The organism is Streptomyces sp. MspMP-M5 (genome assembly GCF_000373585.1).
Taxonomy (GTDB): Bacteria; Actinomycetota; Actinomycetes; order Streptomycetales; family Streptomycetaceae; genus Streptomyces.
Genome location: NZ_KB891918.1, coordinates 1 through 18,869, shown reverse-complemented (window position 1 = coordinate 18,869; position 18,869 = coordinate 1). Strand labels below are relative to the sequence as shown.

Sequence of the window (18,869 nt, the reverse complement as noted above, 5' to 3'; positions counted from 1 at the left end):
CCGTCCTTGACACAGTGAGGCGGCGGCAGCGGCGCCGCCGGCGACAACTCCGCAACGGCAGCAGGCAGCACGGCACGGAAACGGGGATCGGCCATGGTGATGCGGGACGGCGACGCGCTGGACGTCCGTCCGGGCGGCGATCCGTCCCGCGCCGCTCCCCACCACCACGGCGCGTACCACACCACCGCGTTCTTCCTCACGCTCTACGCTGCCGCGCTCACCGCCTGGACGGTGTACGGCATCGTCCAGGGCGACGGCTCCGTATGGGACTTCGTCGAGGGGCTCTTCAATCCGGGGGCCTCGCCCGCCTCCCAGCTCGTCGGCCCCTACGAGTGGGCGTTCGCCGCCGCGTTCCTCGCCACCGCCGGGCTCGCCGTGGCGCACCGCCGGCCGGCCCGCAGCGCGGCACTGTTCTCCGGGTCCTTCCTGCTGGCCGTCTCGCTGCGGGAGGCGGTCGGCCTGTTCGACGCGGCCTACCGCGACCAGTACGCCACCGATCCGCTCGGCGGATGGGCGCTGGCCACGCGGGTACTGGGCCTGGTGGTCGCGGTGGTGGTGCTGGCCGCGATGCTCCCGGCGACGGAGGGGCGGAGGCGGGGCCGCGGTGAGCCCGCCGGGTCGGAGGGACGGGGGCCGGGCCGGAGCGAGTCCGCGGCTTCCGGGGAGCCGGGGCGGCGTGGGAGCGGTGCGGACGCGTCCGTCCCCGTCCCCGTGCCGGGTCCGTGCGCCGGTGCCCGGGGCCGCCGCCTCTCCCGTATCTGCGGGGTCCTCTTCCTCGCCATGGGCGCGATCCGGCTCGCCTGGACCACCCGCGACCTGTCCACCGCCGAGATGGACACCTTCCGGTACCTCCGCGGCGCGGTGGACGGCTCGGTGCTGGGCACCCTGAACCTCGCCGCCTCCGCCGAATTCACCACCCTCGGCTCGATCCTGGGCTTCTTCGTCCTGGGCGTGCTGGCCTTCCGCGCCCGCCGCGACGTCCGCGGCGCGCTGCTGGTCTTCGCCTCGGTGGAGCTGTACCTCACCGTCCGCACGGCGGTCTGGCTGACCGTCACCGACTTCTTCAACCAGTCGTTCGAAACGCCCGACGGCGCCCTCTCGATGGCCACCACCGCGTTCAGCCTGGCGGCGATGACGTCGGTGGTGGTGCTGGTGATGGGGTGGGGCCCGGGACGCGAGGGGGAGGCGGGGGCGCCGGAGGGGGGCGGGGTGGCCTGACGCGGCGGGCTCCCGCCACGCGGTCAGTCGTGCGCCCGCAGCGCGTCCATCAGCTCGCGTCCTTCCGGCGCCCCGCGGCGCAGCAGCACCGCCGCGGTGGTGTGCAGCTCCTGCCACGCGTGCGGGCGGCCGACGCCGGACGCGTCGGGGACGCTCGCCAGGGCCGTCGCCAGCGACTGCTCGGCCTCGCCCGCGGCGGCGTGGGCGTGCGCGAGGCAGGAGCGGTACCAGGCCCGGTCCCGGCGGTAGTTGGGCGGCAGGGCGGCCAGCCCGGAGGTGAGATGCGCGGTGGCCGTGCGCCACGCGCCGAGGTGCATGGCCGCCATGCCGTGTTGCAGGGCGAACCACGTGTCGTCGTAGAAGTACATCCACGGCGGCTCGTCCTCGGGGCTCCGTGCGGCCCGGGCGATCAGCTCCTGGGCATCGTCCAGGAGGCGGCGGGCGTTGTCGCCGTCTCGGTCGAGCGCATGGCCCCGGGCCGCCATCTGGGCCGCCATGCCCCGTACGCCCGGGGACGCGCCCGGCGCCGACCAGCGGGCGGCCTCCGCGAGCCGCACACACCGCTCCCCGCGCCCTCCGGACCACGCCATGTGTGCCTTCATGCTGAGCGTCGTCGCGGCCATGTCGGCGTCGCCGGCCTCCAATGCCCACTCGTGGGAGCGGTCGTACCAGGCCAGCGCGGCGGCCGAGCGCCCCTGGTCCTGGGCCATCCAGGCCAGGAACTGGGCGTGTTCGGCGGCCAGCCGGACCACGCGCACCGCCAACGGGCCACGGGCACCGGCGTAGAGGTTCACCACGGTGCGGAGCTGCTGGCCCATGACCTCGACCAGCGGGCCGGAGCCGATGAAGTCCTCGGCCCTGCGGTGTTCGGCCAGGAGGCGGTCGAGCCAGTCCAGGGTCGCGGCGTCGACGCGGTGCGCGCCGTCCACCGCGGTGGTGACCCGGGTCAGGAGGTCCTCGTCCGGAGAGATGCCGGCGAACGCGAGCCCGGGAACGGGCAGTCCGTCCCCGGTCGGCTCCGCACCGGGCAGCCGGTCCGGGGGAATGCCGAGCCCCGTGATGATGCGCTGCCGCACCTCCACCGAGGTGACCCGCCGCCGTCCCCGTTCGATCTCCGAGACGTCCGGCTGGACGAGCCCCACGCGGATGCCGAGCGTCATCTGACTGACACCGGTGAGCCTTCGGTAGGCACGGAAGACCGCGCCCCAGTCCTCCTCGGCGACCGCCGCCAAGAGCCGGGGGTGTGACCACAGGTCCGGAGCAACGTCGCCCATACCTCCAATATAGGGGCGGCTCGATATAGGCCCGCCCTATAGGGAGTTGGGCTGGAGGTCGGGCGCGATCGGCGCGAGGCTCGTCCGCGAGACCGAGGCCGGTCCGCGCGCGGACCGGGCCCACCCACCGAAAGAAAGCAGGCCGACCGTGTCGCGTCCCCATGCCCGTTCCGTTGCCCGGCTGCTCCCCTGGACCGGTTCTTCCGACCAGCCCTGCTATCTGCTGACCGACCATACGGGCGACGGGCCCGTCTCCCGTTACGCGGACCGGATCGAGGCGCTGCAGCTGAGGATGAGCGTCGGGCTGCTGGGCCATGCCGAGCCCATCATCGACGATCCGTCGGCCGACGCCGGGCAGTTGCGGTTCCTGTCGGCGCAGTTGCGGACCGCGCTGGAGGACACCGTTCGGGTCGCGGAGAGCCGGGGCGAGCGGCTGGAGGAGTACCGACGGGCCGAGGAGGCGGACGATGACGATACGGGTGATGCGGGTAATGCGGGTGATGTGAGTGATGTGGACGATGCGGACGACTCGGGTGCATCGGGCGCATCGGAGGAGATCGGCGGCGGGAGCGGCGGCGACAGGACCTCGTAGGCCCCTCATGACCGTTCGGGGGGAAGTCCCCTTCGGGCCGCCCCCGCACGCCGGGGACGTCCGCCGCGTGTGGGGGCCGCGACGGCCGTCGGTGTGAGCTGCAACGCGTCCTGGGCTTGTGGCCTCTTCAGTGGTGCAGCATGTGAACACTCTGCCCGCGGGGCCCGCCCCGCGCCATCGTCCGCAGGTCGGGCGAGGACCCCCGCCGGTCGGCGGGGGTGCGGGGCCCTCCTGAGGGGGACCCGCCGGCAGAGGACGGAGTCGCGCAGCGCCGGGCGGTTCCGGGGCTCGGACGGGAGTGTGGGAAGAAAGGGGCGGCCGGTGATCCGTGTCGCTGTGGTGGACGACGAGAGGCTCGTCAGGTCCGGACTGCGGATGATCCTGGGGACCGCCCCGGACATCGAGATGGTGGCGGACTGCGGCGGTGCGGAGGCCGTGGAGACCGTGCTGGGCTGCGCGGCCGAGGTCGTCCTGCTCGACATCCGGATGCCGGACGTGGACGGCCTGACCGTACTGCGCCGGCTGCGCGCCGCCCCGGAGCCGCCGACGGTGGCGATGCTCACCACCTTCGACGCACAGGAGTACCTGACGGCGGCGCTGCGGGAGGGCGCGGCGGGCTTCCTCCTCAAGGACTCCGACCCGGAGCAACTGGTGCGGGCGGTACGGACCCTGGCGGCGGGCGGCAGCGTGCTGGACCCCGGGGTGACCCGGGCGGTGATAGGCGGCTATCTGACGGCCGAGGACCAGGCCGCCGCGGCCCACGCGGTGAGCGGGCTGACGCCGCGCGAGTCGCAGGTGCTGGCGCTGCTGGGCGAGGGCCTGGGCAACGCGCAGATCGCGGAGCGGATGGGGCTGGCGCCCAGCACGGTGAAGGACCATGTGCGGGCGCTGCTGGCCAAGTTGGGCGGCATCAACCGCATACAGGCGGCGATCGTCGCGGACCGCGCGGGCCTGGTGGCGGGGGTTCCGCGGGGGTCCGGGTGATATCCGGCCGCAGGGGCGACGCGACGGGCCGCGGGCGCGCCCGGCGCCCCGGGCCGGCCGGGGTCCGGGCCGGGGCCCGCCGCGCGGTCCGCCGGCTCCGCCGCGGCCGGCTGTTCCGGCTGCTGCGCCGGATCGGCCCGGTGGTCGTCCCGGTGCTGCTCTCGATCGCCGACGCGCTGCTCGTCAACGGGCTGGAGATGGCCCTGGAGCTGGGCGTCTCGGTGGTCGCGGCGGCGGCCCTGCTGCTGCGCCGCCGCTGGCCGCTGCTGGTGTTCCTGGTGACGCTGCCGGGGCTGTACATCGGCTACATCTGGTTCGCGCCGATGATCGCCCTCTACACCCTCGCCGCGTCGCCCCTCCTCGGCTCCGCACGCACGGGAGGCACTCCCGCGCGGGTCCGCGCCCGGCTCGGCGTATGTGCGCTGCTGCTGGTCGCCGCGCACTTCCTGCCGTATCCGATCTCGGACTTCGAGCCGACCGCGTACCGCGAGAACACCCTGGTGCTGATCGACGCCTGTGTCACCTCCGCGGCGCCGATCGCGCTCGGCCTGCTGGTGCGGACCCGCCGCGAACTGGCCTCCCGGGTCGAGGACCTGACCCGCAGCCTGCGCCGCGAGGACCGGCTGCTGGCGGAGCGGGTGAAGGCCACCGAACGGGCCCGGCTGGCCCGGGAGATGCACGACGTGGTGGCCCACCAGGTCAGCCTGATCAGCCTCCAGGCCGGTGCCGTGCAGGTGAGCACCGCGGACGAGACGGCGCGGGACGGGGCCCGCACCATCCGCGAGCTGTCCGTCCGCACGCTGGAGGAGCTGCGGCACATGGTCGGCGTCCTCCGGGCGGCCGGCGGCGACGTCCAGGACACGGGCGAGCTGGCGCCGCAGCCGTCCCTGGACGAGCTGCCCCGGCTGATCGAGATGAGCGCGCTGGACGTGACGTACGAGGGGCCGGCGGCGGTGGACGACGACGGCGGCGCGGGGTCCGGGCCGGGCCGTCCGCGCGGCGCCAGGACGGTCGAGCGGGCCGCCTTCCGCACCGTGCAGGAGGCGCTCACCAACGTCCGCAAGCATGCGCCGGGGGCGCGGGTGCGGGTCTGGGTCGACGCGGTGGAGCTGGGTGCGCCGGGCGGCGCGGGGGCGGCGGAGCGGGCGCGGGAGGGGCTGCGGGTGGAGATCCGCAACGGGCCGCCGGACGCGACGGTGCCGGTCCCCGCGCTCCCCGGGGGCGGACACGGTCTGGTGGGGCTGCGCGAACGCGCGCAGAGCCTCGGCGGGACGCTGGAGGCGCGTCCGACGTCCGAGGGCGGTTTCGTCGTACGGGCGGAGTTCCCTTACGGGGCGGGGTGACGGACGGGGCGGGGTAACGGACGCGGCGGGGTGAGCCGCGTCGGTCACCGCCCGGCCCGGCGTCCGCCTCAGGCCGACAGCGGGGCCGCCGTCTCGTCCACCGCCGTGAGCAGGTCCGGGTAGACCTCGAAGAGGCGGCGGACGCCGAGGGCGGCCAGGACGCGGTTGACGTGCGAGCCGTCGACTGCGCCCTGGGCGGGCAGGATCAGCCGCAGCCGGCCCTGACAGGAACGCATCAGGCGGCGGGCGGCGATCAGCACGCCGACCCCGCTGGAGTCGCAGAACCGGACCTCGGAGAGATCGAGCACGAGGGACCGCCGGCCCTCGGCCACCGCGTCGTGCACGTGCTGGCGCACCGCGGGCGACGTGACGAGGTCCATCTCGCCGGAGACCTGGAGTACGGCCCAGGGGCCCTTTTCGTCCTCTGCCACCTTCAACGACACGCGCTCGAAGCCTTTCGCTCGCTTTCGGACCGGATGTGCCCGGATTGCAATCCGGAAGCCACCCTTCCCGGCTCGACTGCCCGGCCTCTCCCCCGCGAAACGCTTTCGATTCCGTGGCACGGCGGGCTTCCCGCCCCCAAGGCTATGCCCACAGGACGGCGGATTTTCGCCCGCAACCGGTCACACCCGCGTCACACATGGGTCGATACGGGCATGAACGGTCCACATGGCTCCACTTCGCGCGCCGGAACGGCCCCGATCACCCCAGATCTGCTCACTCCAACTGCTCACCCGCGATCTGCCGCAACGTCATCACGCCCTTACCACCCGCGACGCCCTCGCGGCCGGCTTTGCCGCAAAGGCGCGTCCGTTGTCAGACCCTCGCACTACATTCGGGGGCACGGTCGCCGTCCCGGCGCGCACACGCAGAGCGCCACGGCGTCCGGGCGCCCCACGCCGGTCCACGTCCGGCAGGGCGCGCCGCCGGATCGGGTGACGACCTCGGCGATCGTGAGCGGAGGGGTGGATACGGGTACGACAGTGGGCGGGAGTGACGACACGGGGCCCTGCGGCGCGCGGGCCCTCCGGGGAGGCCGGGGCCGCGACGCGGTCCCCGGCAGAGCGCCGGCCGAGGTGTGAGCCCGGCCGCGACGGGCAGGGATGGGGGTCCCATGGCACACGACGCACCACCGCGCTGGGACAGGCGGATGCAGCAGCGACTCGCCCGCGGCGAGGCCGCCGCGCTCGGCGAGCTCTACGACCGTTTCGCCTCGCTGGTGCACAGCCTCGCCCACCGCGTCCTGGACGACGAGGGCGCCGCCGACCGCATCACCCGCGAGGTCTTCGCCTACCTCTGGGAGCACCCCGACTCCTACGACCCCAAGCAGGGCTCGCTGCGCTCCTGGGTGGCCGGCATCACCCGGCACCACGCCGTCCAGCGGCTGCGCCAGACCGAGGCCGACTCGGCGCGCGACCGCGGCGAGGAGGGCCCCGCGTCCGCCGAGTCGGAGCGCGAGCTGGAGCGGCGGATCCACGAGGCGTCCACCGCCGCCCGCGCCGACTACATCGTCACGTCCATGCCCGCCCCGCTGCGCGAGGCCCTGGAGCTGGCGTACTTCCAGCGCCGGGACTACCGCCAGACCGCCGCCGACCTCGGCGTCACCGAGGACGAGGCGCGGCGCCGGCTCCGCCTGGGCCTCCAGCTGCTGTCCACCGCCCACAACCACAAGGCACTGCCCGCGGTCCCCATGCGCCACGCCCCCCGCGGCCCGCACACCCCGCGCCCGCCGCACTCCACACCACCCGGTCCGGGCCAGGGACGGTCCCTGTGAGGGGCCCGGACGAGTGGGACGGCCGCGAGCGCCCCGGCGGCCCCGGTGAACGGCCCCGGATACCGTCCCCGCGCCCCGCCGCGGAGGACCACGGCCCGCTGCCGGACCTCCCGCCCGTCCCGTCCGCCCGCCACCCGGGGCCCGGTCCCGTCCCGGACCCCGCCCCGCCCCACGACGTCCCTGCGGAGTACGAGAGCGATGACCACCCCGTGACCGGCGACGGCACCGACCCGAGCCACCCGCCCCCGGCCGCCCCGTCCCACAAGGTGCTCAAGTCCCTGCTGGGCGCCTGGGCGCTGGCCGCCTGCTCGCCGGAGGAGACGGCCGCCGTCGAGGCGCACCTGACGGACTGCGCCGCCTGCGCCGACGAGGCGCTGCGGCTGCGCGACGCGGTGGGGCTGCTGCACCCCGCGGACAGCCTCGATCTCGACCCGCTGCTGCGCTCGCGGGTGCTGGAGGGCTGCCTGGGCCGCCGGCCGCCGCGCATCCCCGTCCCCGAGTGGGCCACGCCGTACGACGCGGAGGCCGCCAAGCTGGACGCGCTGCTGCGCGACATGGGCGAGGCGGAGTGGCGGGCCCCGGTGCGGCTGCGGTGGTTCGACGGCCGCGAGCCGGTCGAGCGCGGGACGACGGTCGCCGGGGTGATCGGGCACCTGATGGCGGTGGACGGCATGGTCGCCACCGCCCTCGGGCTGCCCGACCCACTGGGCCCGTCCGCCCCGGAGCAGCCCGGCCCGCGCCGCCGCACCGAGGCGTACTGGCGCACCCTGGGCGAGGACCCGGACCCGCGGGCGCCGCACGACCCGTGGCGCGAGCAGAGCCAGGCGCTGATAAGAACGGCGTCGTTCGCCGGCGGCGGGGTCGCCGAACTCTCCGTCCCCTACGGCAAGTTCACCCTCGCACTGCGCGACGCCTTCCTGGACCGCGCCTTCGAGACCTGGGTGCACGCCGGGGACATCGCCGACGCCGTGGACTATCCGTACAAGCCGCCGGCCGCCGGGCATCTGCACCGGCTCGTCGACCTCGCGGCCCGGCTGCTGCCGAGCACGCTCGCCCAGCGGCGCCGGGACGGGCTGGCCTCGCCGGCGCAGCGGCTGGTCGCCGCGGGCGCCCCGGGCCGCTCGCTCCACCTGGAGGTCGAGGGCAGCGGCGGCGGGGACTGGTACATAGCCCTGGACTCACCGGCCGCGGTCGGCTCGCCCGAGCACGCGGTGGCCCATCTCGCGCTGGACAGCGACGAGTTCTGCCAGCTCGCCGCCGGGCACATCTCACCCGAGGAGACCGCGGCGGGTCAGGACGGCGAGCGCGAGGCGATCCGCGAGGTGCTGTTCGCGACGGCGGCGCTGTCCCGCCTGTGAGCCGGCCCGGCGACCGGCCGGCCGCGGCGCCCGATGCCGGGCCCGCCGCGGCCGGATGCGGCGGCCCGGGTCAGGCGAAGACCACCGTGCGGGTGCCGTTGAGCAGCACCCGGCGCTCGCTGTGCCACTTCACGGCCCGCGCCAGCGCCTGGCACTCCACGTCCCGGCCGATCGCCACCAGCTGATCCGGCGTGACCTCGTGGCCGACGCGCTCGACCTCCTGCTCGATGATCGGGCCCTCGTCGAGGTCCGCGGTGACGTAGTGCGCGGTGGCGCCGATCAGCTTGACGCCGCGGGCGTGCGCCTGGTGGTAGGGCCGGGCGCCCTTGAAGCTCGGCAGGAAGGAGTGGTGGATGTTGATGATGCGGCCGGCCAGCGCCTTGCAGAGGTCGTCGGAGAGCACCTGCATGTAGCGGGCGAGCACCACCAGCTCGATCCGCTCCTTCTCCACCAGCTCCAGCAGCTGCGCCTCGGCCTCGGCCTTGGTGTCCCGGGTCACCGGGATGTGGTGGAAGGGGATGCCGTACGAGCCGACCAGCTCGGCGAATTCGGTGTGGTTGGAGACCACGGCCGCGATCTCGATGGGCAGCGCGCCGATCCGGGAGCGGAAGAGCAGGTCGTTCAGGCAGTGCCCGAACTTGGACACCATCAGCACGACGCGCATCTTCTCGTCGGCCCGGTGGATCTGCCAGTCCATGCCGAAGGAGTCGCCCACCGCGGCGAAGCTGGCCCGCAGCTTCTCGACGTCGACCTGCGTGTCCGCGGTGAAGTGGACGCGCATGAAGAACAGCCCGGTGCTGTGGTCGCCGAACTGCTGGCTGTCCTCGATGTTGCAGCCGGTCATGAAGAGATAGCTGGAGACGGCGTGCACGATCCCCTTCTTGTCCGGGCAGGACAGCGTGAGGACGTACTGGTTGTTCCGGTCCTGCTGACCGGGCTGGGTGGGCTGCGACTCGCTCATGACCTCATAGGGTCGCATATCCGCCGGGCGGCTCCGACCGCAGCGCCGGGAGCGGCGGTCAGGCCGGGGCCTGGAGCGGGCCCGTCAGGGTCGCCAGCGCTGCGAGGGAGTGCGGGGCGGTGTCCGGGTCCTCGCCGTCCGCGGCGGCCATCTGGACGTGCGCCTCGCGGGCGGCCCGTACGGCGTCGGGCCAGCCGGGGTGCTCCAAGTAGGCGGTGACCGGGGCGTCCGGCCCGACGGCGTGCATGATGCGCAGCACCCGCAGCACGGCGACGTCCACCAACTGCGCCTCCTGGACGTCGCGGAAGATCGTGCCGATGTACTTGTCGGCGGACCAGTTGTCCAGCCAGGTGTCCTCGACGAGCCGGTAGACGGCGTCGGTCACGTCCCCGTAGCCGGGCCGGCCGGCGAGCCAGGTGTGCTGCTGGAAGACGGGGTCGGAGAGCATGTGCAGCGCGGAGCGTACATTGCTGCGCCAGCGCCACCACGGCATGTCAGAGAGCGGCATAGCGCCCATGGTGGTCGAGCGGCGGCCGCGACGGGAAGACTTCTCCGAACCTTGCACAGCAGGGAATCGTACGTTCCTCCCGATTGCTCTCGATCGGCCCCCCGGGCTTCACCGCGATGTCACCGTCCGTTGTCCCGATGTCACGCACGCGTTCGGTACGGGGCGCAAGGCTGCGGGGCCATGACCGGTCGGCGACGCTCCTCCCCCCGCCCCTTCCCCCGCGCTTCGGCGACCGCCGCGGCGTGCACGGCGGTCCTCGCGTCGCTGCTGTCCGGCTGCGGCTCCCTCCCCGGTACAGGGGGCGGGGAGGGGGAGCCGGTGACGGTGATGACCTGGGCGCCCGAGGGCACCCGCACGACCAACATGCCGGGCATGCCGGCCATGGCGCAGGCGTACGCCCGCTGGGTCAACTCCCGCGGCGGCATCGCCGGCCACCCGCTGAAGGTCCTCACCTGCAACGAGCACGACGACTCGGCGGAGGCCGCGAAGTGCGCCCGGCGCGCGGTGGACGCCGGGGCGGTCGCGGTGGTCGGCTCGTACAGCCGGTGGGGCCGCTCGTTCATGTCGCCGCTGGAGGGGGCGGGCATCCCGTACATCGGCGGCTACGGCGCGTCCGCCGAGGAGTTCGCCAGTCCGCTGTCCTATCCCGTCAACGGCGGCCAGGCCGCCCTCCTGGCGGGGAACGGGCGCCAACTGGCCGCGGACTGCCGGCGGGTGGCGCTGGTCCGCCCGGACACCATCCAGGGCGACCAGATGCCGAGCCTCCTCGACGCCGGGCTCGGCAGCGGGCGCGGGGCCGGCCGGAGCCCGGCCGTGGACATCAAGGCACCCGAGGGCCGCACCGACTACTCGGCGCAGGTGGCCGCCGCCCTGAAGGCGGTGGGCGCGGAGCCCGCCCGCTACGGGACGGCGCGCTCCGGCGGCGAGGCGCCCGGCTCCTGTGTGGCGGCCTCGCTGGGCGGCGACACCGACACCTTCTTCGACTCCTTCCGGCGCCTCCAGGAGAGCAGCCCCCAGGTGCGGGTCGGCTCCGTCCTGGGCAGCGTCGACCAGTCGATGGTCAACCGCAGCGGCGGCGCCTCGGGGCCGCTGGAGGACGCGGACGTCACCGGCTGGTACCCGGTGCCCGGCGATCCGCGGTGGGCGCCGATGCGCCGGGTGATCACCGAGGAGGCGTTCGACGACAACCGCCTCGACCCGGCCGACCAGGGCGTCCAGACGACCTGGATCGCCTACACCGTGCTGAACGCGGTGATCCGGCAGCTGGCCGACGAGGGCGTGGCGGACATCACCGCGCACGCGCTCCAGACCGCCCTGGACCGCGGCGACCGGGCCGTCGACACCGGCGGCCTGACGCCCAAGCTGCGCTGGCGCGACGACGACATGCTGGCCGTCGCGGACTTCCCGCGGATCGTCAACGCGAACGTGACGTACCAGGTGGTGCGGAACGGCGAACTGGTCGCCGCCCAGGAGGGGTTCGTCGACGTCGGCAGGACGATGGAGCGGCGGCCCGCGGACGGCGACTGACGGCCGTGCGGCCGGCCGCGGGCGTCACAGCTGCTCGGGCTGGTGCTCCCGGAGGCCGTACTTCTGCGCGAGCGGGTTCCACAGGCCCGCCGCCTGCCGCTTGGCCTGGGTGGCCGCGCCACTGGCCGCGTTCCCCTGGGACGCCTCCTTGCCGCCCTTGGCGTGGCCCTTGTCGCAGCCGCCCTTGCCGCCCACCTTGTCGGCCCAGGCCGCGTAGTGGTTGTCGGCGGCGGCCGAGGACTGCCATGCCGTGGTCAGCGCGGCGGTCAGCTCCGCGCTGTTCGGGATCTTGTCGACGGGGAGCTGCTGGAGCCGCTTGACCAGGTCGTTGCGCTGGCCCGCGGCGGACCGCAGGTCGGACGCGGCAGCGGGGAGGTTGCTGCAGGACTTGATGTTCTGGACGGCGCCGATGACCGCGGAGCGGCTGTTGTTGCTGTCGGCGAGCAGCGCGTCCAGCCCCTTGGCCTGGCCCGCGGCCGGGTCGTCGGCCGACTTGGAGGCGTCGTCGCCGGCCGACTTGGCCGTACTGGAGCCGGGCTCCTTCTTCTTCTGGCCGGTGTCGTCGCCACTGCTGCCGCTGAGCGCCCAGCCGACGCCGAGGCCGACGGTCGCCAGCGCGACCACGATCGCGCCGACGATCGCCGCCGCGGGAATCTTGCGGCGCCGGGGGCCGTCGTCCTCGTAGGGGGCGTACTGGTCCTGCGCGCCGCCGGGGGCGAACGGGCCGCCGGGGCCGCCCTGTTGGCCGTAGGGCGGCGGCGGGGCCTGGTGGTCGAAGCGCGGCAGCTGCGCGGTGGCGTCGGGGGCGGCGGCCGCGCCCGGGCCGGCCGGGCCGTCGCGGAACAGGCCGTCGAACTCGGCGGGGGTCGGCCGGTCGGCGGGCGCACCGGGCGGGACGCCGTAGGGCGCGCCGGGCGGCGGGGTGGGCGCCCCGGCGCCGGCGGCGGCCCCGACCGGCGGGATCAGCTGGGTGGGCTCGGAGCCCTCGGTGCCGGCGCCGGGCATCGGCGGGGACTGCGGCATCGGCTGGGCGGCCGGCGGCGCCTGGTGGGGCTTGATCGCCCGCAACATCTGGGTGGCCGCGTCGCGGGGCTCCGGGGCGGCGCCCTGGGGCGGCAGCGGGGCGCTACCGGGGCCGCCGGCGATGGGCGGCAGGACGGTGGTGGCCTCGGCGTCGCCGGCGGCGGGCGGCAGCGGCGCGCCGGCCTGCCGGGTGGCGCGGACTATCTCGCCGGACGGGGGCTGCTGCTGGCCGGCGTACGGGGCGTTCTGCGGCGGCAGGGCGCCGGGACCGGGCCGCCCGGCGGCGGGCGGCAGCGGGCCGGCGGCGGGCGGGCCCGCCTGGGGCGCCGGGGCGGGCTGCGGGGGCGCCTGCGGCGGCATCGGGGGCGCCGCGGCCGGCATCGGCGGGGTCTGCGGCTGCCCCTGGGGCGGCTGCGGGAAACCCTGGTGCGGAGGCTGCTGCGGCGGCATCTGCTGCTGCGCGGCCGGGGGCTGGGCGGCCGGATAGCCCTGCGCCGCGTGCTGCCCGTACGGCTGCGGTCCGCCCGGGGCGCCCTCGGGCTGCGCGGGCGCCTGCGGGGCGGCCGGCTGCCGGCCGGGCCCCCAGGGCTGGCCCCACGGCTGTCCGGCGGGTGGTGCGGCCTGCTGCTCCGGCGCCCAGGCGTCTCCGCCGCCGGCGGGCAGCACTATGCCCTCCCTGGCCGGGCCGGCCGCAGAATTCTGCGGGTCGTGACCCTGTCCGCTCTGCGTCACCGGGACTCCTACCATCGTGCAGACCTACGGAATCGTCGGCTGCACGCTACCGGTTCGCAGCAACGTTCGACCATGTGTCCTGGTAACCGCCGGGAGCGCGGACCGGCCGCGGCCCCGGCGCCGCCGCGCGCCCGGCGGGCGGACCGGAATCCCGGCCCACCCCGGCAGCACACGGCCGAACACCCCTCGGCCCGTTCCTCCTTCCCCGCGCGGCCGGCCCCCGTTTTCCCGGCCCGCGGCCACCCGCTGAGGCGTTGCTCACGCCGCGGCGCGGAGTTCCATCCGTGCGGTGAATTCCCTTACGACGGGTTCGTCCTGATACGGCTCCAGGCGCTGCCGGAAGTCGTCCAGGTATTCCGTACCGCGATTCGAGCGCAGCGCGCCCAGCAACTCGACCGCCTGGGCGCCCGTATGGCAGGCCAGCTCGACCTCCCGCTGCTGCGCCTGGGCGCTGGCCAGCAGCACCAGCCCGATGGCGCGGCGGCGCGCCCGGCCCGGCGGATGGCCCTCCAGCGCCTCCTGCGCGCGCTGCGCGGCCGGGACCGGCTGGCCCAAGTCGCGGTGGCAGTGGGCCAGTTCGTCGGCCAGATACGCCGGGTCGAAATGGCCGATCCACGCCGGGTCGTCGCCGGCGTCGGCGGCTGCCTCGGCGCGCTCCATGGCCGCCACCGCGCGGCCCGCGACCGACTGGAAGGCCCGGGCGTCGCCCATCAGGGCGTGACCGCGCGCCTCCGCGGCGAAGAACATCGCCTCCGCCCGGGGCGTGACCTGCCCCCGCGCCCCCTCCTGGGCGGCCCGCGCCAACTGGGCGATCTCCCGCGGATTCCCCAGCGAAGCGGCCAGATGGCTCATGCTGGCGGCCAGCACATAGCCGCCGTAGCCGCGGTCGCCGGCCGCCTGCGCCAGCCGCAGCGCCTGGATGTAGTAGCGCTGCGCCAGGCCCGGTTGCCCCGTGTCGACGGCCATGTAGCCGCCGAGTTCCGTCAACCGCGCGACCGCGGCGAAGAGTTCCCGTCCGACCGCCTCACGGTACGAACCGGCCAGCAGCCCGGAGACGACGCTGTTGAGGTAGTGCACGACGACGGGCCGGACGTGCCCGGAGCCGAAGCGGTGGTCCAGTTCACTGAGCGCCGACGTCATGGCCCGTACGGCCGCGACATCCGAAATGCCCACCCGGGCCCCGGCGTTGCGGGACACCTGGCTGTCCGCCCCGGTGATCAGCCAGTCCCGGCTGGGCTCGACCAGCGCGGAGGCGGCGACCGTGGACCCGCTGAGGAAGTCCCGGCGCCCCACGTCGCTGCGCCACAGCTCGCAGACCTGCTCGATGGCGCCCGGGACGGTCGGCGAGAACTGCAGCCCCACCCCGGACGCGAGGTTCTTGCCGTCGGCCATCCCGATCTCGTCGATGGTGACCGTGCGGCCCAGTTTGCGGCCCAGTGCCTCGGCGATGATGGCCGGGGCGCGGCCCCGCGGTTGCTGTCCGCGGAGCCAACGGGCCACGGAGGTCTTGTCGTAGCGCAGGTCGAGGCCGTGTTCCGCGCCGCACATGTTGACGCGGCGGGCCAGACCGGCGTTGGAACAGCCGGCCTCCTGGATGAGCGCCTGCAGCCGTTCATTGGGCTGGCGCGCGACGAGTGGCCTGGCGGCCATGGTGTGTACCCCCTGTACTGCTGCTGCGCGTTCACCGGCGAACGCCGTCCCCGCGATCAATTCCCCGTACATATCCGGGATATCCAAGACATCCGGTATATGCGGCGGTACGAAACGGGTGATGCACTTCGCATCGGATGCCCGGGATACGTGCGATGTGCGCGTTGCCCGTGCGTCGTCGTGCGAAGCGCGGCATCCCGACGTCCGTGCCGCGAAGGGCTGGTCCACGAGGAGGGGGCGCCCGGTGCCCGTGCACCGGTCACGGCGGGCGATGCAGCTCTCCCCTGCTGCACCGGCCGACCGCCGGGCGGCCTCTCCGCCCGTCACGCAGGTGGCTACCCGCTTCCCGGGCCCCTTCCGCACACGCGCCCCCACTGGTGCATCCATGCGCCCCACGTGCGGGAACGATGCGCCGGGGCTGTCACCCATTCGGCCGTAACCGTTGGTGACACGTGCAGTTGTCCTCTGCGTGGAAGAGACCATCGGAGTCACAGGAGCCCCGCAGATCCCCAAACAGCGCGGCGAGCAACTCATCGAAACTGCGGTGCGTTACGCGGAGGAACGCCATTGGGAGGTGTTCCCCGGCGCATGGCTGGAGCACGACGGCGACCGGCCGCGCTGCTCGTGCGGCGCCGTCAACTGCCCCTCCCCCGGCGCCCATCCGACCGCACCGGGCTGGGCCGGCACGGCCACCGGCAGCGCCACCGCCGTCCGCCGGATGTGGGGCAAGCACCCGCGGGCGTCGATCCTGCTGCCGACGGGCCGGGCGTTCGAGGCGCTGGACGTCCCCGAGATGGCGGGCTGCCTGGCGCTGGCCCGGATGGAGCGACTGGGCCTGACCCTCGGCCCGGTGACCCGCACCCCGGACCGCCGGATGCTCTTCCTCGTCCTCCCCGGCGCCTCCGCGAAGGTCCCGGACCTGGTGCGCAACCTCGGCTGGGCGCCGGCCGCGCTCGACCTGATCTGCCGCGGCGAGGGCGAGTACATCGCCGCGCCGCCGACCCGGGTCGGCTCGCACGGCGCGGTGCAGTGGGCGCGCCGCCCCACCGCCAGCAACCGCTGGCTGCCGGACGCGGAAGAGCTGATCAGCCCGCTGGCGTACGCCTGCGCATGCGACGCGGCGGCGCTCCGCGCCCGCTGACGCGGGCCACAGCTGGCATGTCAGTGCCTGCCCGTATCGTGGGACGCCTGGACGGGGGCCGGGACCAGGCCCCTGCGGGGACGTCGAAGGGCAGGCCGTGGCCAGCGAACCGGAGAAGACGCAAGAGCGGGACGGGTCGGTCACGACCCCGGGCGGCGCCGTGGACGGCCCGCCCGCGGTCCGCATCGAGGGCCTGTGGAAGCGGTTCGGCGAACAGACCGCCGTCCACGGCGTCGACCTGACGCTGCCGGCGGGCCACTTCATCGGCCTGGTGGGCCCCAACGGCGCCGGCAAGACCACCACGCTCTCCATGGTGACGGGCCTGCTGCGGCCCGATTCCGGACTGGTCGAGATCGGCGGCCACGACGTCTGGCGCGACCCGGTGGCGGTCAAGTCCCGGATCGGCGTACTCCCCGAGGGCCTGCGCCTCTTCGAGCGCCTCTCCGGACGGGAACTCCTCGGCTACATAGGCAGGTTGCGCGGCCTGCCGGGCACCGAGGTGGACAAGCGGGCCGGCCAGCTGCTGGACGTGCTCGACCTCTCCGGCTCCCAGCACAAGCTCGTCGTGGACTACTCCACCGGCATGCGCAAGAAGATCGGGCTGGCCGCGGCCCTGCTGCACAACCCGGAGATCCTCTTCCTGGACGAGCCCTTCGAGGGCGTCGACCCGGTGTCCGCACAGACCATCCGCGGCGTCCTGGAGCGCTACACCTCCTCCGGCGCCACGGTGATCTTCTCCAGCCACGTCATGGAACTGGTGGAGTCGCTCTGCGACTGGGTCGCCGTGATGGCCGCCGGCAAGATCCGCGCACAGGGCCCGCTGGCCGAGGTGCGCGGCGCCGCGCCCACGCTCCAGGACGCCTTCCTCGAACTGGTCGGCGCCCGCGGCCGCGGCGCCGGACAGGACCTGGACTGGCTGGGCGGCGCCCGATGAGCGCCGAAGCCACCGCCACCGCCCCCTCGTCGCCGATCTCCGTCTTCGTACGGCTGAAGCTGGCACTGCTGCGCAACGGCATGCGCCAGTCGCCGGGGCGCACGGTGGGGTACATCGCCTCCGCGGTCATGGGCCTGCTCGTCGCGGGCCTGGTCGTCCTCGGCCTGATAGCGCTGCGCGGCAATCCGCACGCCGGCGCGCTCGCCGCCCTTCTCATCGGCCTCCTCACCCTGGGCTGGGCGGTGATGCCGCTGTTCTTCCCCACGGGCGACGAGACCCTCGACCCGACCCGGCTGGTGATGCTGCCGCTGCGGCCGCGCCCGCTGATCCGTGCACTGCTGGTGACATCGCTCGTCGGGATCGGGCCGGTCATCACGCTCGCCGTGGTGACCGGCGCGGTGATCTCGGTCGCCAACGGGGCGGTCGCAGCCGCCGTCGGCGTCACGGCCGTCGTCCTGGTGGTGCTCGTGTGCGTCTCCCTGGCACGGGCGATCGCCACCGCCTCGACGCGGCTGCTGACCAGCCGCCGCGGCCGCGACCTCGCCGTACTGGGCGGCCTGTTCACCGCCCTCGGTGCCCAGGGCATCAACCTCGTCACCCAACGACTGGGCCGCCCCGACGGCCTGTCCATGCTCGAACCGCTGGGCAGCGTGCTGCGCTGGGTGCCACCGGCCTCCGCGATCAGCGCGGTGGACGACGCCGGGCACGGCGCCTACGGGCGCGCGGCGGCCGGCCTGGCACTGACGGCACTGGCCCTGGCCCTCCTCCTGTGGTGGTGGCAGCGCACCCTGACAACCCTGATGACCGCGCCGGACTCCTCCACCCTCCAGGCCGTGGAGAAGGACAGCGCGCGCCGGTCGAAGGGCGGGGAGACGGGCCTCATACGCCTGCTGCCGGGCGGGCGGACGGGCACCGCCATGCTGCGTACGCTGCGCTACGCCTGGCGCGACCCCAAGTCGAAGATGTCCTGGTCGATGTCGCTCGGCTTCGGCCTGCTGATGCCGATCGTCTGGTCCTTCCAGGGCAACCGCAGCATCTACACCGCCTTGTGGGCGGCCGGGATGCTCGGTTCGCAGATGTTCAACCAGTTCGGGCAGGACACCTCGGCATTCTGGATGGTGGCCTCGACGATCTCCACCGCGCGCGACGCCTACGAGGAACTGAGGGCGCGTGCGCTGGCCGTGGCACTGGTGGCCGTCCCGTACGTCACATTGGTCACCGTCGCCGCCGCGGCTCTCCTCGGCCCGTGGTCGGCCTTCCCGGAGGTCTACGGCCTCTCGCTGGCCCTGTTCGGCTCGCTGGTGGCCACAGGGGCGGTGGCCTCGGCACTGACCCCGTACTCGGTCCCCGCGGAGAGCAACAAGGCCGCGGCTGCCGGCCAGGGCTCGCTCGCCTGGGGCGGCTTCCTTGTCGGCCTGCTGGCTGCCACCGCGCTGATCGCCCCGCTGCTGGCACTGACCATCGGCCTCCATGTGGCCGACCTGCACAGCCTGTTGTGGACCCTGCTGCCGGCCGGTGCGGTGTACGGGCTGGGTATCGCGACCCTGGGGCTGCGGGTCGCGGCCCCGCGGGCGGCGGCGCGCCTACCGGAGATTCTGGCGGCGGTCAGCAAGGGGTAGGCCCCTTTGGGGCCGTTGTTCTCGACGGTAGCCCCACGTTGTCGCCTGACGGCGGGGGCGCCCCACGTTGTCGGCCTTCCCGCCGTGGGGGTTCGGTCTTTCCGCCTTCGGCGGAGGGGTGTGTGTCGGGCGGGGCTCGCCTCTGTGTGTGGTGAGTGGCGGGTGCGGGGCCTCCGGGGTGGGTGTGCGGACTGCTTCGCTTTACGTCCGAACACCCACCCCTCCGGCCCC

The 18,869-nt window shown here is 74.5% G+C and carries 16 protein-coding genes; 10 read left to right on the top strand and 6 right to left on the bottom strand.

All coding sequences use genetic code 11. The features are described 5' to 3' along the window. The first annotated feature begins 93 nt into the window (after nt 1-93). Nucleotides 94-1,218: a hypothetical protein gene (locus B073_RS0129095; protein ID WP_018541609.1), complete on the top strand. Its 1,125-nt coding sequence runs from the start codon at nt 94-96 to the stop codon at nt 1,216-1,218. Nucleotides 1,219-1,241: 23 nt separating this feature from the next. Here B073_RS0129095 and B073_RS0129090 read toward each other — a convergent pair whose 3' ends face one another. Next, complete coding sequence (locus B073_RS0129090) at nt 1,242-2,492, bottom strand: helix-turn-helix domain-containing protein (RefSeq protein WP_026247834.1); 1,251 nt, start codon at nt 2,490-2,492, stop codon at nt 1,242-1,244. Between the two features lie 148 nt (nt 2,493-2,640). Between B073_RS0129090 and B073_RS48265 the strand changes: the two genes are divergently transcribed. The 3 genes from B073_RS48265 (at nt 2,641) to B073_RS0129075 (ending at nt 5,411) form a co-directional block, all read left to right on the top strand. After that, entirely contained in the window at nt 2,641-3,084 is a 444-nt protein-coding gene (locus B073_RS48265; RefSeq protein WP_018541607.1) for a hypothetical protein, read from the top strand. 321 nt (nt 3,085-3,405) lie between these two features. After that, nucleotides 3,406-4,068 carry a response regulator gene (locus B073_RS0129080; protein WP_018541606.1) on the top strand — a complete coding sequence of 221 codons (663 nt, stop codon included), beginning with the start codon at nt 3,406-3,408 and terminating at the stop codon, nt 4,066-4,068. Beyond that, complete coding sequence (locus B073_RS0129075; protein WP_018541605.1) at nt 4,065-5,411, top strand: histidine kinase; 1,347 nt, start codon at nt 4,065-4,067, stop codon at nt 5,409-5,411. The genes B073_RS0129080 and B073_RS0129075 overlap by 4 nt, the downstream gene beginning before the upstream one ends. A 68-nt stretch (nt 5,412-5,479) precedes the next feature. On the opposite strand, the gene B073_RS0129070 is transcribed toward B073_RS0129075, so the two are convergent. Then, nucleotides 5,480-5,854 (bottom strand): STAS domain-containing protein, encoded by a 375-nt coding sequence (locus B073_RS0129070; protein ID WP_018541604.1) that lies wholly within the window; start codon nt 5,852-5,854, stop codon nt 5,480-5,482. Between the two features lie 671 nt (nt 5,855-6,525). On the opposite strand from B073_RS0129070, the gene B073_RS0129065 reads away from it, so the two are divergent. Together B073_RS0129065 and B073_RS0129060 are read left to right on the top strand one after the other, a co-directional pair. Then, on the top strand, nt 6,526-7,185 hold the full coding sequence (locus B073_RS0129065) for an RNA polymerase sigma factor (protein WP_018541603.1): 660 nt from the start codon (nt 6,526-6,528) through the stop codon (nt 7,183-7,185). Beyond that, nucleotides 7,182-8,543, top strand: coding sequence for a zf-HC2 domain-containing protein (locus B073_RS0129060; RefSeq protein WP_018541602.1), 1,362 nt, complete (start codon nt 7,182-7,184; stop codon nt 8,541-8,543). Before B073_RS0129065 ends, B073_RS0129060 begins: the two co-directional genes overlap by 4 nt. A 70-nt stretch (nt 8,544-8,613) precedes the next feature. On the opposite strand, the gene purU is transcribed toward B073_RS0129060, so the two are convergent. Together purU and B073_RS0129050 are read right to left on the bottom strand one after the other, a co-directional pair. After that, nucleotides 8,614-9,504 (bottom strand): formyltetrahydrofolate deformylase, encoded by an 891-nt coding sequence (purU, locus tag B073_RS0129055; protein WP_018541601.1) that lies wholly within the window; start codon nt 9,502-9,504, stop codon nt 8,614-8,616. Between the two features lie 58 nt (nt 9,505-9,562). Further along, nucleotides 9,563-10,021 (bottom strand): SCO4402 family protein, encoded by a 459-nt coding sequence (locus B073_RS0129050; protein ID WP_026247833.1) that lies wholly within the window; start codon nt 10,019-10,021, stop codon nt 9,563-9,565. A gap of 171 nt (nt 10,022-10,192) precedes the next feature. Here B073_RS0129050 and B073_RS0129045 point away from each other — a divergent pair, with 171 nt between their 5' ends. Next, nucleotides 10,193-11,539: an ABC transporter substrate-binding protein gene (locus B073_RS0129045; RefSeq protein ID WP_026247832.1), complete on the top strand. Its 1,347-nt coding sequence runs from the start codon at nt 10,193-10,195 to the stop codon at nt 11,537-11,539. A gap of 24 nt (nt 11,540-11,563) precedes the next feature. Here the strand turns inward: B073_RS0129045 and B073_RS0129040 are convergent, their stop codons facing one another. Beyond that, on the bottom strand, nt 11,564-13,294 hold the full coding sequence (locus B073_RS0129040) for a hypothetical protein (RefSeq protein ID WP_158690244.1): 1,731 nt from the start codon (nt 13,292-13,294) through the stop codon (nt 11,564-11,566). A gap of 258 nt (nt 13,295-13,552) precedes the next feature. Beyond that, nucleotides 13,553-14,944 carry a hypothetical protein gene (locus tag B073_RS0129035; RefSeq protein ID WP_018541597.1) on the bottom strand — a complete coding sequence of 464 codons (1,392 nt, stop codon included), beginning with the start codon at nt 14,942-14,944 and terminating at the stop codon, nt 13,553-13,555. A 469-nt stretch (nt 14,945-15,413) separates the two neighbouring features. Between B073_RS0129035 and B073_RS0129030 the strand changes: the two genes are divergently transcribed. From B073_RS0129030 to B073_RS0129020, 3 genes are all read left to right on the top strand, one after another. Then, complete coding sequence (locus B073_RS0129030) at nt 15,414-16,085, top strand: bifunctional DNA primase/polymerase (RefSeq protein ID WP_026247831.1); 672 nt, start codon at nt 15,414-15,416, stop codon at nt 16,083-16,085. Between the two features lie 97 nt (nt 16,086-16,182). Beyond that, nucleotides 16,183-17,019: an ATP-binding cassette domain-containing protein gene (locus B073_RS0129025; protein ID WP_018541595.1), complete on the top strand. Its 837-nt coding sequence runs from the start codon at nt 16,183-16,185 to the stop codon at nt 17,017-17,019. Beyond that, nucleotides 17,016-18,638: a hypothetical protein gene (locus tag B073_RS0129020; RefSeq protein ID WP_018541594.1), complete on the top strand. Its 1,623-nt coding sequence runs from the start codon at nt 17,016-17,018 to the stop codon at nt 18,636-18,638. The genes B073_RS0129025 and B073_RS0129020 overlap by 4 nt, the downstream gene beginning before the upstream one ends. The last annotated feature ends 231 nt before the right edge of the window (nt 18,639-18,869 follow it).